General features: G+C 69.6%; 12 protein-coding genes and 1 tRNA gene. 12 read left to right on the plus strand and 1 reads right to left on the minus strand.

Going from position 1 to position 12,392, the window contains the following annotated elements; genetic code table 11:
- Positions 1-31: 31 nt before the first annotated feature.
- The 4 genes from dusA to ACZ5Z2_RS14285 all read left to right on the plus strand — a co-directional run bounded on the left by dusA (position 32) and on the right by ACZ5Z2_RS14285 (position 3,476).
- Positions 32-1,024 carry a tRNA dihydrouridine(20/20a) synthase DusA gene (gene dusA / locus ACZ5Z2_RS14270; protein WP_464759266.1) on the plus strand — a complete coding sequence of 331 codons (993 nt, stop codon included), beginning with the start codon at positions 32-34 and terminating at the stop codon, positions 1,022-1,024.
- Positions 1,025-1,106: 82 nt separating this feature from the next.
- Positions 1,107-1,412, plus strand: a complete 306-nt coding sequence (locus tag ACZ5Z2_RS14275; protein WP_464759267.1) for a PepSY domain-containing protein — start codon at positions 1,107-1,109, stop codon at positions 1,410-1,412.
- Complete coding sequence (locus ACZ5Z2_RS14280; RefSeq protein ID WP_464759268.1) at positions 1,412-2,101, plus strand: response regulator transcription factor; 690 nt, start codon at positions 1,412-1,414, stop codon at positions 2,099-2,101. Before ACZ5Z2_RS14275 ends, ACZ5Z2_RS14280 begins: the two co-directional genes overlap by 1 nt.
- Positions 2,052-3,476 (plus strand): ATP-binding protein, encoded by a 1,425-nt coding sequence (locus ACZ5Z2_RS14285; protein WP_464759269.1) that lies wholly within the window; start codon positions 2,052-2,054, stop codon positions 3,474-3,476. Before ACZ5Z2_RS14280 ends, ACZ5Z2_RS14285 begins: the two co-directional genes overlap by 50 nt.
- Before the next feature lie 30 nt (positions 3,477-3,506).
- Here ACZ5Z2_RS14285 and ACZ5Z2_RS14290 read toward each other — a convergent pair whose 3' ends face one another.
- The gene (locus tag ACZ5Z2_RS14290; protein ID WP_464759270.1) at positions 3,507-3,851 is read right to left on the minus strand and encodes a hypothetical protein; all 345 of its coding nucleotides are present in this window, start codon (positions 3,849-3,851) and stop codon (positions 3,507-3,509) included.
- Between the two features lie 133 nt (positions 3,852-3,984).
- Here ACZ5Z2_RS14290 and ACZ5Z2_RS14295 point away from each other — a divergent pair, with 133 nt between their 5' ends.
- The 8 genes from ACZ5Z2_RS14295 to ACZ5Z2_RS14330 all read left to right on the plus strand — a co-directional run bounded on the left by ACZ5Z2_RS14295 (position 3,985) and on the right by ACZ5Z2_RS14330 (position 12,306).
- Positions 3,985-4,974, plus strand: a complete 990-nt coding sequence (locus ACZ5Z2_RS14295; RefSeq protein WP_464759271.1) for a biotin--[acetyl-CoA-carboxylase] ligase — start codon at positions 3,985-3,987, stop codon at positions 4,972-4,974.
- Positions 4,971-5,708 (plus strand): type III pantothenate kinase, encoded by a 738-nt coding sequence (locus ACZ5Z2_RS14300; protein ID WP_464759272.1) that lies wholly within the window; start codon positions 4,971-4,973, stop codon positions 5,706-5,708. The genes ACZ5Z2_RS14295 and ACZ5Z2_RS14300 overlap by 4 nt, the downstream gene beginning before the upstream one ends.
- Positions 5,709-5,741: 33 nt before the next feature.
- Positions 5,742-6,425, plus strand: coding sequence for an SPOR domain-containing protein (locus ACZ5Z2_RS14305; protein WP_464759273.1), 684 nt, complete (start codon positions 5,742-5,744; stop codon positions 6,423-6,425).
- 38 nt (positions 6,426-6,463) lie between these two features.
- A tRNA-Thr gene (locus tag ACZ5Z2_RS14310) sits at positions 6,464-6,539 on the plus strand.
- Positions 6,540-7,301: 762 nt separating this feature from the next.
- Positions 7,302-8,216, plus strand: a complete 915-nt coding sequence (gene rocF, locus ACZ5Z2_RS14315; protein ID WP_464759274.1) for an arginase — start codon at positions 7,302-7,304, stop codon at positions 8,214-8,216.
- 25 nt (positions 8,217-8,241) lie between these two features.
- Positions 8,242-9,588 carry a tryptophan--tRNA ligase gene (locus ACZ5Z2_RS14320; RefSeq protein ID WP_464759275.1) on the plus strand — a complete coding sequence of 449 codons (1,347 nt, stop codon included), beginning with the start codon at positions 8,242-8,244 and terminating at the stop codon, positions 9,586-9,588.
- Between the two features lie 22 nt (positions 9,589-9,610).
- A complete protein-coding gene (locus tag ACZ5Z2_RS14325) occupies positions 9,611-9,958 on the plus strand; it encodes a hypothetical protein (RefSeq protein WP_464759276.1) in 348 nt (115 codons plus the stop codon).
- Positions 9,959-10,077: 119 nt separating this feature from the next.
- Complete coding sequence (locus ACZ5Z2_RS14330) at positions 10,078-12,306, plus strand: DUF5916 domain-containing protein (protein ID WP_464759277.1); 2,229 nt, start codon at positions 10,078-10,080, stop codon at positions 12,304-12,306.
- The last annotated feature ends 86 nt before the right edge of the window (positions 12,307-12,392 follow it).

Consider the following 12,392-nt stretch of genomic DNA (forward strand, 5'->3'; position numbering starts at 1 on the left):
CGCCCCCTCGATCCGGGACAATGGTGGCCTGATGACTGCCCCTGCCCCCAAACTCGACGCCACGGACTGGCGCCTGTCCGTCGCGCCCATGATGGACTGGACGGATCGGCACTGCCGCTTCTTCCACCGCCTGCTGTCGCCGCACGCGCGCCTGTACACCGAGATGGTGACCAGCGCGGCGCTGGTGCGCGGCCGGCAACTGCGCCTGCTCGAACACAGCCACGAGGAACACCCCGTGGCGCTGCAGCTGGGCGGCAGCGAGCCGACCGAACTGGCCGAGGCGGCGCGGCTGGGCGCGGCGGCGGGCTACGACGAGATCAACCTCAACGTGGGCTGCCCGTCCGACCGCGTGCAGTCCGGCCGCTTCGGCGCCTGCCTGATGTACGAGCCGGCGCTGGTGGCCGACTGCGTGAAGGCGATGCGCGACACGGTGAGCGTGCCGGTCACCGTGAAATGCCGCATCGGCGTGGACGAACAGGACGACTACGCCGACCTGCAGCATTTCACCGAGACCATGCTGGAAGCCGGCGTCCAGGTGCTGGTGGTGCATGCGCGCAAGGCCTGGCTCAAGGGCCTGTCGCCCAAGGAAAACCGCGAGATCCCGCCGCTGGACTATCCGCGCGTGCACCGGCTCAAGCGCGAGTTCCCGCAACTGGTGGTGGCGATCAACGGCGGCATCGCCACCGTGGCGCAGGTGCAGGCGCAACTGGCCGAGCTGGACGGCGTGATGCTGGGCCGCGCCGCCTACCACGACCCGTACCTGCTGGCCCGGCTCGAACACGCGCTGTACGGCACGCCGCTGCCCAGCCGCGAGGACGTGCTGCAGCACCTGCGCCCCTACATCGAAGCCGAACTGGCGCGCGGCACCGCGCTCAAGCATGTCACCCGCCACCTGCTGGGCCTTTACCAGGGCGAGCCGGGCGCGCGCGGCTTCCGCCGCACGCTGAGCGAGGGCGCGCACCTGCCGGGCGCGGGCTGGGAATTGATCGCGCGGGCCATGGCGCCGTTGCGCCCGGCCGCGTGACAGCGGCGGCCCATCCGGTCACTATTCAGCCCGACTCGCCCAAACTGAACGGCCCGAATCCGATCATGGTGGAAGCATCTCCATGAAAACCCGCCGCATCCTGCCGCTACTCGTGCTGCTGGCGCTGTGCCTGGGCCAGGCGACAGCACAGACGCGCGCCTCGCCGCTCACCCTCGGCGAGGCCGTGAGCCAAGTGCAGCAGGAAACCCAGGGACAGGTGCTGTCGGCCGAGTCGCGCCGCTACGAACGCCGCACCGAGTACCGCATCAAGGTGCTCACGCCGCAGGGCCACGTACGGATGATGACGATACCCGCCAACGCCGGCCCGGCCGCCCCGTCCAACCGCAACCCGTCCGGCCGGCATGCCGGCGCGAAGGAGAAACACTGATGCGCATCCTCTTGGTGGAAGACGAAGCCCCGCTGCGCGAAACGCTGGCGGCGCGCCTCAAGCGCGACGGCTTCGCCGTCGACGCGGCGCAGGACGGCGAGGAGGCGCTGTACCTCGGCCGCGAAGTGCCGTTCGACCTCGCCATCATCGACCTTGGCCTGCCCAAGATGTCCGGCATGGAACTCATCAAGGCGCTGCGCGAAGCCGGCCAGCGCTACCCGGTGCTGATCCTCACCGCGCGCGGCGGCTGGCAGGACAAGGTGGAAGGCCTCAAGCAGGGCGCCGACGACTATCTGGTCAAGCCGTTCCACGTCGAGGAACTGCTGGCCCGCATCAATGCGCTGGTGCGCCGCGCCAGCGGCTGGTCCAAGCCGGTGCTGGCCTGCGGCCCGATCAAGCTGGACACCACCGCGCAGACGGTGACGGTGGAGGACAAGATCGTCGACCTCACCAGCTACGAGTACAAGGTGCTGGAATACCTGATGCTGCACGCCGGCGAGCTGGTCTCCAAGGCCGACCTCACCGAGCACATCTACCAGCAGGACTTCGACCGCGACTCCAACGTGCTGGAAGTCTTCATCGGCCGCCTGCGCCGCAAGCTCGACCCGGAAAGCGCCCTGAAACCCATCGAGACCGTGCGTGGACGTGGATACCGCTTTGCCATCCCCCGCACCGACGGCGACGAATGAGCCCGAGCCGCGCCGCCCGCTGTCGCTGGCGGCGCGCTCGGCCATCACCACCGGTTTCGTGCTGGCCGCCTTCCTCGGCCTGGTCGGCGTGGTCATGGCCGTGGCCAGGAAACAGGGCGCGCTGAACAGCCTGCAGAACCAGCTGCGCGACGCCGCCATCACCGACATCATCACCCACACCGACGCCAACCGCGACGGTCGCCTGCTGCCGCCCGATTCGCCGCCGCAGAAATTCTCCCAGCCCGGCTCCGGCCTGTACGCGGTGATCCTCGGCCCCGACGGCTACCGCTGGGAGTCCGCCTCGGCCATCGGCCACGACTTCCACTTCCTCAAGCCCATGCAGCCGGGCGACCGCGAATTCGCCGGCCCGGTGGACACGCGCATGGGCCGCCTCTACTACTACGCCATCGGCGTGACGTTCGACTACCTGGGCGACAAGTCCACGCCGGCCACCGTCATGGTGGCGCAGACCGAGCAGCAGCTCGAAGGCGAGAACGCGGTATACCGGCGCACGCTGGCGCTGTGGCTGTCGGTGCTGGGCATGTTGCTGATCCTCCTGCAACTGCTGCTGCTGCGCTGGAGCCTCACCCCGCTGCGCAAGGTGGCCAGCGACATGAGCCGGGTCGAGCGCGGCGACAGCGACCACCTGGACAGCCAGTACCCGCTGGAACTCACCGGCCTCACCGAACGCATCAACGCCTTCATCGACAGCGAGCGCGAGCAGCGCACGCGCTACCGCCACACCCTCGCCGACCTCGCGCACAGCCTGAAGACCCCGCTGGCGGTGATCCGCTCGCAGATGGAATCGGCCAGCGACGACACGGCGCGGCGCGGCGTGCTCGACCAGGTGCGCCGCATGGACGAACTGGTCGCCTACCAGCTGGCGCGCGCGGCCACCTCGGGCCGCCAGACCTTCGCCACCGCGGTGCCGATCGCCAGCCATGCCGAGGATCTGGTGCAGAGCCTGGAGAAGGTCTACGCCGCCAAGAACGTGCTGTGCGAGTTCGACATTGCGGACGGCGCCTCCTTCCACGGCGAGTTGAACGACCTGCTGGAGCTGATGGGCAACCTGCTGGAAAACGCGTTCAAGTGGACGCGCCACCACGTGCTGCTGGTGGTGCAGAAGCAGCCCCAGCCCGGCCGCGCCCGCCCCGGCCTGCTGATCAGCGTGGAAGACGACGGCCCCGGCATCGCCGAGGACAAGATCGAGAAGGTGCTGCAGCGTGGCGTGCGCGGCGACGAGCGCGTGCAGGGCCACGGCATCGGCCTTTCCATCGTGCAGGACATCGTGCGCGCCTACCGCGGCGAACTGACGGTGGATCGCTCGCCCGACTTCGGCGGCGCGCGTTTCAGCGTGAAGCTGCCGCCGGACTGAGCGTCCGTTCGACCGGCCCGTGGCCGATGCTTACTGGATCGACCCCGGCAGCAGCGACTGCCAGCCCAGCGTCGCCGGCCGCGCGCGCGTGGGCGCGGAAATGCCGCCGCCATGCTCGCTGCCGCCCGCCACGCCGCTGCCGCGATTGCCGTTGTCGCCGCCGTCGGCGTCGTTGCCGTGCTTGGACGAAGCGGTGTCGCGGTTGAGCCCCAGCACATCGCCGCTGCCGTTGCCGCTGCTGGCGTCGTGGGCGCTGCTGTCCGCCGCGGCACGACTGCCGGTGGTGACGTCGCGGGCGTCGAAATCCGTCGCCATTGCGCTGCCCATGCCGGCCAGGCCGATCAGGCAACCGATCATCCACTGTCTGGTTCGCATGACTGGGCACCCCTTAGACGCGCGGGAGAGATCTCCGATCCTCGCAGAAACCGGGCCGTCCGCGCCAGTGTCGCCGTCCGCACGCTCCGCCCGGCTAAAATCGCCGGATGCCCGCGAATCCCACCCTTTCCTGATGCAAGCCGCCGAACTGCTGGCCGAACTGGCCACGGGCACGCCGCGTTCCGGCGTGGAACTGGCCGCCGCGGCCGGCGTGACCCGCGCCGCCGTGTGGAAACAGATCGAGGCGCTGCGCGCGCGGGGCGTGCCCATCGAGGCCGGCGGCACCGGCGGCTACCGCCTGCCTTGGCCTGTGCAGTTGCTGGACGCCGGGCGCATCCGCGCCGCGCTGCCCGTCGGCATCGCCGGGCAACTGGGCGCGCTGGAGGTGCACTGGGAGCTCGACTCCACCTCCAGCGAACTGCAGCGCCGCGGCGCCGCGGCGCCGGATCTGTCGGTGGTGATGGCCGAAACACAGAGCGCCGGACGCGGCCGCCGCAGCCGTACCTGGCTGTCGCCGCCGGGGCTGAACATCTACCTGTCCTGCGTGAAGCGCTTCGACGGCGGCTTCGCCGCGCTGTCGGGCCTGTCGCTGGCAGTCGGCGTGATCGTGCTGCGCACGCTGGACGCGCTGGGCATCGCGGGCGCCGGCCTGAAATGGCCGAACGACGTGCTGGCCGTGGCATCTGGCGCCGCGTCCGGCAAGCTGGCCGGCATCCTCGTCGAGCTGAGCGGCGAATACCAGGGGCCGTGCGCCGCGATCATCGGCATCGGCCTCAACCTGCGGCTCACCGACGCGCTGCGCGCGCAGGCCGGCCAGCCCGCCTGCGATCTCGCCGCCCTGGCCGGCGGCACGCCGCCGGATCGCAACCGCGCCGCCGCCGCGCTGATCGCCGCGCTGGCCGACGGCCTGCGCCAGTTCGAGCGCGAAGGCTTCGCCGCGTTCGCCCACGACTACGCCCGCCACGACCTGCTGCATGGGCAACCCCTGCGCCTGAGCGGCGCCGGCGGCGAGCGCGACGGCATCGGCGCCGGCGTGGACAGCCGCGGCGCCCTGCTGCTGCGCCTGCCCGACGGCGAAACCCTGCGCGTCGACAGCGCCGACGTCACGGTGCGCCGCGCATGAAGCTGCTGCTGGATCTCGGCAACACGCGGCTGAAGTGGGCATTGCGCAACGGCGACGACACGCTCGCCCGCGGCGCGGTGGCATGGAACGAAGACGTGGCGGATGCGCTGGCTGCCGCATGGTCGGGGCTGGCAATGCCCGCCGCCGTGTTCGGCGCCTCCGTGGTGGACGACGCGCGCGAACGGCTCGTCGCCACCAGCGTCGCCGCCGCGTTCCAGCACCCGCCACACTGGCTGCGCACGCCCGCCGAAGCCTGCGGCGTGCGCAACGCCTACGCCGAGCCGCAACGGCTGGGCGTGGATCGTTTCCTCGCCATGGTCGCCGCCCGCGCCGACGGCCTCGCGCCCTGCGTGCTGGCCAGCGTGGGCACCGCGCTCACGCTGGACGCGCTCGCCGCCGACGGCCGCCATCTCGGCGGCCTGATCGCGCCAGGGCCGCGGCTGATGCAGCAATCGTTGCTGGGCGCGACCGCGCAAGTGCGGCCCGCGCACGCGGGCGCCATCGTCGAGGCAGCGGACAACACCGCCGACGCGGTGGCTTCCGGCTGCTGGCTGGCGGCGGCGGCGCTGGCCGAACGCTTCGTGTCGCGCATGGCACCTGCGCTGGGCGGCGCGCCCGCGCTGCGCATCGGCGGCGGCGACGCGGAAACGCTACTGCCCCTGCTCGCCGTGCCCGCGCAACTCGCCCACGACGGCGTGCTGCGCGGACTGGCGGCATGGGCCGAGGCACAATAACCACACGCCGATTGCGTGGATGACGGGGGATCGATGTTCCTGCGACTGCTGTTCGTACTGCTGGTGATGCTCAACATCGTGGCCGGCGCCTGGCTGTTCCTCGGCCAGCCCTACACGCACGTCCCTCCGGCCACCGACCCCGGCGTGCCAGAGCTGCGCCTGCTCTCCGAACTGCCCGCGCAAGCGGCCACCGCAGCGCCCGCGTCCAACGTCGCCGCGCCCGCGCCGGCTCCCGTCGCGGCGAACGCAAACGCGCCCGCCGCGCCGCTGCACTGCCTCACCATCGGCCCGTTCGCCACGCCGCACGACCTGCAGCAGGCGCGCAGTGCACTGGCCCCCGTCGCCAGGCAGATGCGCTCGCGCCAGGAACAGGTCGCGCAGTCGCGCAGTTGGTGGGTCTACCTGCCCGCGCCCGGCAGCCGCGCGCAGGCGCTGGCGCTCACCCGGCAACTCGCCGCGCACGGCATCAGCGACTACTTCGTGGTCGGCGGCGGCGACCAGCCCAACACCATCTCGCTGGGCCTGTTCAAGGATCAGGACAACGCGCGCAAACGCCGCGCCAGCGTGGCCGCCGCCGGCTTCCCCGCCGCCCGCCTCACCGAGCGCAGCGAAACCGCGCCGCAATACTGGCTCGACCTCGTGGCCGCAGGCGACACCGACTGGCGCAACCTCGTCCACGCCGACGGCGTGGGCTCGCACAGCATGAGCTGCTTTTGAGAGCCTGCCGGCCGGAGCCTGCTAGAATCCCGCCCCACGCCGGCATAGCTCAGTTGGTAGAGCAACTGATTTGTAATCAGTAGGTCGCGGGTTCGATTCCTGCTGCCGGCACCACTTTGAAGAGCCTCGCATTTCTACTGCTTCGCGACTCTTCTGCCATTCGCTCCGGTCAGAGCCCTCAACGACCGGGCCATCGGGACTGATGAACGGTTCGCTCCTGGAATGGGGCCGCCTCTTGAACCCGCGAGATTTGAACGGTTTATGCCATGCGGATGCGATTCGCCTGCATCTGCATGAACCGTGCTCTTGGAATATATTGCACAAGCATAGTGCCGGGTTGCTGCACTATGGCTTGATCGAATAGACCTGTGACATTTCAATCAACGCGATTGACAGCGATGGAGCCGCACAAATGACAGAGGTGTACAACATCGACGGAACGTCTACCCGCAAGTGCAAATGCACGACGGGCCCCAAGACGTGGCTTGCCCACTGGATGAGGGGAACCGGGCAGGCCTTGCCAACCACCTGCGTCGCTTTCGGCTGCAGTCGGCTTGTGGCGGTGGGGGCGCATGTACAGGATGCGGACGACTTGCGCATCGTGTGGATCGTCCCGTTCTGCCATCACCACAACAGTCGCCCGAGCGACGTCAAGATCCAACTGAAAGTCGGCATAACCATGTGCGGCGGATCCATGACGAACGATTGCGAATAGATCGGCAATCCGCAATCGCGGTATCAGCCACGCATTGAGCTTCCGCCAGCTTTGGCACTGCAATACGGCGGCGCCATTAGCGACGCAGCCGCCCCGTAACCGCCGCGTCGCAGCCGAGCCGCTACACTTGCAAGCTGCAAGTCAACGACGTGGATATCGCAATGAGCAAGCAGATCATCGCCCTGGTGGGCGTGCCCACCGACATCGGCGCCGGCCATCGCGGCGCCTCGATGGGGCCGGAGGCGCTGCGCGTGGCGCAGATCGGCGAGAAGCTACGCGCGCGCGGGCTGGAGGTGGTCGATCGCGGCAACCTGCACGGCCCGCACAACCCCTGGCTGCCGCCGGTGAACGGCTACCGCCACCTCGACGAAGTGGTGGCGTGGAACCAGGCGGTGCACGCGGCGATCCACGACGAGCTGGCGTACGGCCGCCTGCCGATCATGCTGGGCGGCGACCACTGCCTCGCCATCGGCTCGATCAGCGCGGTGGCGCGGCATTGCCGCGAGCGCGGCCGCAAGCTGCGCGTGCTGTGGCTGGACGCGCACGCCGACTTCAACACCGCCACCATCACCCCCTCGGGCAACATCCACGGCATGCCGGTGGCCTGCCTGTGCGGCAACGGCCCGGCCGAGCTGGTGGAGATCGGCGGCCACGTGCCGGCGACCACGCCTGACGTGTTCCGCCAGATCGGCATCCGCTCGGTGGACGAGGGCGAGAAGCGCCTGGTGCGCGAGGCGCAGGTGGCCGTGCACGACATGCGCAGCATCGACGAGGTGGGTATGCGTAGCACGATGGAAGCGGCGCTCGCCGGCATGGACGACGACACCCACCTGCACGTGAGCTTCGACGTGGACTTCCTCGACCCGGCCATCGCGCCAGGCGTGGGCACCACGGTGCGCGGCGGCCCGAACTACCGCGAGGCGCAGCTGTGCATGGAGATGATCGCCGACTCGGGTCGGCTCGGCTCGCTCGACATCGTGGAACTCAACCCCGCATTCGACAAGCGCAACCAGACCGCGAAGCTCGCGGTGGATCTGGTCGAATCGCTGTTCGGCAAATCCACCCTGCTGCGCTGAGCGCACCACCCACCGAATCCGAGACATGCAGACCCGAGTCCTCACCGGCATCACCACCACCGGCACCCCGCACCTGGGCAACTACGTGGGCGCGATCCGCCCCGCGATCGCCGCCAGCCGGCACGCGGACGTGGATGCGTTCTTCTTCCTCGCCGACTACCACGCGCTGATCAAGAGCGACGACGCCGCGCGCATCGAGCGCTCGCGGCTGGAGATCGCGGCGACCTGGCTGGCCACCGGGCTGGATCCCGCGCGCGTCACCTTCTACCGCCAGTCGGACATCCCCGAGATTCCGGAACTCACCTGGTTCCTCACCTGCGTCACTGCCAAGGGCCTGCTCAACCGCGCGCATGCGTACAAGGCCGCGGTGGATCGCAACGGCGAGATCGGCGAAGACCCCGACGCCGGCGTCACCGCGGGCCTGTACATGTACCCGGTGCTGATGGCCGCCGACATCCTCGCCTTCGACGCGCACAAGGTGCCGGTGGGCCGCGACCAGATCCAGCACATCGAGATGGCGCGCGACATCGGCCAGCGCTTCAACCACATCTACGGCCGCGATTTCTTCGTGCTGCCCGAGGTGGTGATCGAGGAGCAGGTGGCCACCCTGCCCGGCCTGGACGGCCGCAAGATGTCGAAGAGCTACGACAACACCGTGCCGCTGTTCGCGGGCGGCGCGAAGGCGCTGCGCGAGGCGATCATGCGCATCGTCACCGATTCGCGCGCGCCGGGCGAGGCGAAGGATCCGGACAGCTCGTCGCTGTACACCATCTTTCGCGCGTTCGCCGACGAGGCGGAGAGCGCGGCGTTCCGGCAGTCGCTGCTCGACGGCATCGGCTGGGGCGAGGCCAAGCAGCGCCTGTTCGAGCGCATCGAGACCGACGTGGCGCCGATGCGCGAACGCTACGAAACCTTGATCGCCAGGCCCGACGAGATCGAGGCGATCCTGCGCGAAGGCGCCGCGAAGGCGCGCGCGATCGCCACGCCCAAGCTGGCCGCGATCCGCGACGCCATCGGCCTGCGCGCGATGGGCGCGGCGCCCGCCGCCAAGGCCGGCAAGCCCGCAGCGGCGAAGGCCGGCAAGTCGCCGCGCTTCGCCAGCTTCCGCGACGGCGATGCCGGCTTCCGCTTCCGCCTGTTCGCCGCCGATGGCGAGGAGTTGCTGCTGTCCACGCCGTTCGCCGAACCCAAGGCGGCCGGCGCGATGCAGCAGCGCATCCGCACGCTGGGCCATGCCGCCGTGCTGCGCGAGGACGGCGATGCGCTGGTGCTGGAGCTGGATGGCGAAGCCGTTGCCCGCACTCCGCAAGCCGGCGACGAACTGCTCGCCCGCCTGCGCGAGGCGCTGGAACAACTGGCCGCGCAGGACTGAACGGCCACGCGCCGGAGCCGCCATGCGCTACCTCGCCCTGCTGCTGCTCGCGCCCTGGCTGCTGATCCTCGGCTGGGCCTACGCCAGCTACCCGAAGTCGCTGCCGCGCACGATGTCCCGGCGGCTGTTCGACGTGCTGGCGCTGCTGCTGGCCTTCGGCGCTGCGGCCTATGCCGGCCTGTTCGGCTACGACGCGGTGCAACTGCCCGTACTCGACGAAGCCGGGCGGCGCGCCAGCGGCGCGATCTGGCAGCAGGTGCTGCCCGCGCTGTGCGGTTACGGCGCATTCGCCGGCGTGCTGGTGCTGGCCTTGTCGTTGCGATCGCGCCTGTGGCATCGCCGGGCGCCGGCGCAAACGCTGGGAGCGTGACTTCCGGCCGTCGCGGCCATGCAAACCCAGGACGCATCCTGCGCATCTGATCTCCGGGCGAATCCTCGCCCGGCGCGCGCATTCCCCGGCGCGCCCCGACCGATGCGGATTCCCCCGACATGCGCCTGGCATGCCTGTTGTTGATCGTATTTGCTGCACTGTCGTCGCCGGCCTTCGCGGTGACGATGGACGGCCATATCCATCCCGATGAGTGGCGCGGCGCACTGCACGTCACCGATTTCCGCCAGACCCAGCCGCTCACCGGCAAGCCGGCCACGCTGCCCACCGAAGCCTGGGTGCTGGCCACGCCGCAGGGGCTGGCGGTGGCGTTCCGCTGCATCCAGCCGCCGGGCGTGCCGCGCAGCACCCAGCAGGTGCAGCGCGATTTCGAGGATCAGGTGGATCGGGTGAACCTGATCGTCGACTTCAACGGCGACGGCCGCACCGGCTACAACTTCACGGTGAGCTACAGCGGCGGCGTCTACGACGCGGTGGTCACCAACGAGAGCAACTTCAACAAGGACTGGGACGGCCTCTGGCAATCCGCGGTGAGCCACGACGCGCAGGGCTGGACGGCGGAGATCCTGGTGCCCTGGTACACCGCGCCGATGCGCCGCTCCGACGGCGGCAAGCGCATCGTCGGCCTCTACCTGGATCGCGTGGTGGCCGCCAGCGGCGAGCGCGACGCGTGGCCGGTGGCCAGTTTCCAGCAGGCGCGCTTCCTCTCCGACTTCCGCCGTGTCGCGATCCCGGCGTATCGCCAGTCGCTGCTGGCGGTCACGCCCTACGTGTCGGGCCTGTACGACAACGTGCGCGGGCGCAGCCATTTCGCCGAAGGCGCGGACATCTTCTGGAAGCCGAACGGGCAGTTCCAGCTCACCGCGACGCTGAACCCCGACTTCGGCCAGGTGGAAAGCGACGACCTGGTGGTGAACTTCGGCGCCACCGAAACCTACGTCAGCGACAAGCGGCCGTTCTTCACCGAGAACCAGGGCATCTTCGATTTCAGCCTGCTCGACGACAACAGCCAGCTGCTCTACACGCGCCGCGTGGGCGGCCCCGCCGACGACGGCCGCGGCGCCAGCCCCATCGACGCGGCGGTGAAGCTCAACGGCAGCGTGGGCGCCACCAGTTACGGCGTGCTGGCCGCCGACGAAGGCGGCGAGGCCGGGCGCTTCTTCGGCGCCGCGCGGCTGGTGCACGACTTCGGCACGCAGAGCCTGGGCCTGATGCTGACCCGCGTGGATCGGCCGTGGCTGGATCGCGAGGCCACCGTGCTCGGCGTCGACCACCACTGGCACCCGACGCCGCAACTGACCGTCGCCACCAACGTGGTCGGCAGCGAGATCCGGCAGAACGGTACGATCAGCCAGGGCGAGGGCGCCACCACCCTGGTCGACTACGACATGGGCGGCGGCTGGCGCCAGGAGTGGGCGGGCATGCACTTCGGCGGACGCCTGCAGGTGAACGACTTCGGCTACCTGGAGCGCAACGACCTGAACTACGCGCACTGGGAGGTGCGCAAGCGCTACACCGACCTGGCCGCCGATTCGATCTACAGCTCGTACGACTGGCACGTGCGCATCGACGCGCTGAACAACACGCACGGCCTGGATCTGCGCCGCCAGCTGCGCATCGAGCGGATCAGCACGCTGCGCAACGGCTCCACCGAGGATGTGGAACTCGACATCAACAGCGCCGCGTGGGACGACCTGCTCACCCGCGGCCACGGTGCGCTGTACCTGCCGCCGACTTTCGACCTGATGTTCGAGCACGACAGCCCGCGCCACGGCAACTGGTCGTACAAGCTGCCGGTCGAGATCGTCAGCGGCGGCCTCGGCGGCAACCGCAGCGTGGGCTGGGACGTGAAGTTCCTGCCCACCTACTATGTCAGCGACCGCTTCAGCGTGTACGCCGGCCCGTACGTCCAGTACGTGCCGGACTGGCTGGTGTGGCAGCACGACAACCTTATCGGCCGCTACGAACAGCGTTCGCTGGAACTGGACAGCGGTTTCGACTGGAGCATCGACGGGCGCCAGGAACTGCGCCTGAAGCTGCAGGCGATCGGGCTCGACGCGGGCCTGCGCGGCGGCTACGTGGTGGACGCCAACGGCCGCGCGGTGGCCAGCGACGAACCGGTCGGCAGCTTCGGCGTGCGCAACCTCGGCCTGCAGATCCGCTACCGCTACGAGCTGGCGCCGCTGTCCTACCTCTACGTGGTGTACGGCCGCGGCGGCTACGCGCTGGACGATCTGCGGCGCGACACGTTCTCGCAATTCGACAACAGTTTCGCGCTGCGCGACGACGAGCAGTTGCTGGTGAAGCTGGATTACCGCTTCGGGATCTAGGGAACATCTGAACAACTGGCTTTTATCCGTCATTCCTGCGCAAGCAGGAATCCAACGCCTTTGCGTCCAATGGCTTGGAGGCGCTG

Source organism: Rhodanobacter sp. G1, assembly GCF_055397855.1.

Coding starts and splice junctions, on each gene's coding strand:
- ACZ5Z2_RS14325 (WP_464759276.1), top strand. CDS start 9,611: ATGCGCTACCTCGCCCTGCTGCTGCTCGCGCCCTGGCTGCTGATCCTC.
- ACZ5Z2_RS14290 (WP_464759270.1), bottom strand. CDS start 3,851: ATGCGAACCAGACAGTGGATGATCGGTTGCCTGATCGGCCTGGCCGGC.
- dusA (WP_464759266.1), top strand. CDS start 32: ATGACTGCCCCTGCCCCCAAACTCGACGCCACGGACTGGCGCCTGTCC.
- ACZ5Z2_RS14295 (WP_464759271.1), top strand. CDS start 3,985: ATGCAAGCCGCCGAACTGCTGGCCGAACTGGCCACGGGCACGCCGCGT.
- ACZ5Z2_RS14300 (WP_464759272.1), top strand. CDS start 4,971: ATGAAGCTGCTGCTGGATCTCGGCAACACGCGGCTGAAGTGGGCATTG.
- ACZ5Z2_RS14330 (WP_464759277.1), top strand. CDS start 10,078: ATGCGCCTGGCATGCCTGTTGTTGATCGTATTTGCTGCACTGTCGTCG.
- ACZ5Z2_RS14305 (WP_464759273.1), top strand. CDS start 5,742: ATGTTCCTGCGACTGCTGTTCGTACTGCTGGTGATGCTCAACATCGTG.
- ACZ5Z2_RS14280 (WP_464759268.1), top strand. CDS start 1,412: ATGCGCATCCTCTTGGTGGAAGACGAAGCCCCGCTGCGCGAAACGCTG.
- rocF (WP_464759274.1), top strand. CDS start 7,302: ATGAGCAAGCAGATCATCGCCCTGGTGGGCGTGCCCACCGACATCGGC.
- ACZ5Z2_RS14320 (WP_464759275.1), top strand. CDS start 8,242: ATGCAGACCCGAGTCCTCACCGGCATCACCACCACCGGCACCCCGCAC.
- ACZ5Z2_RS14275 (WP_464759267.1), top strand. CDS start 1,107: ATGAAAACCCGCCGCATCCTGCCGCTACTCGTGCTGCTGGCGCTGTGC.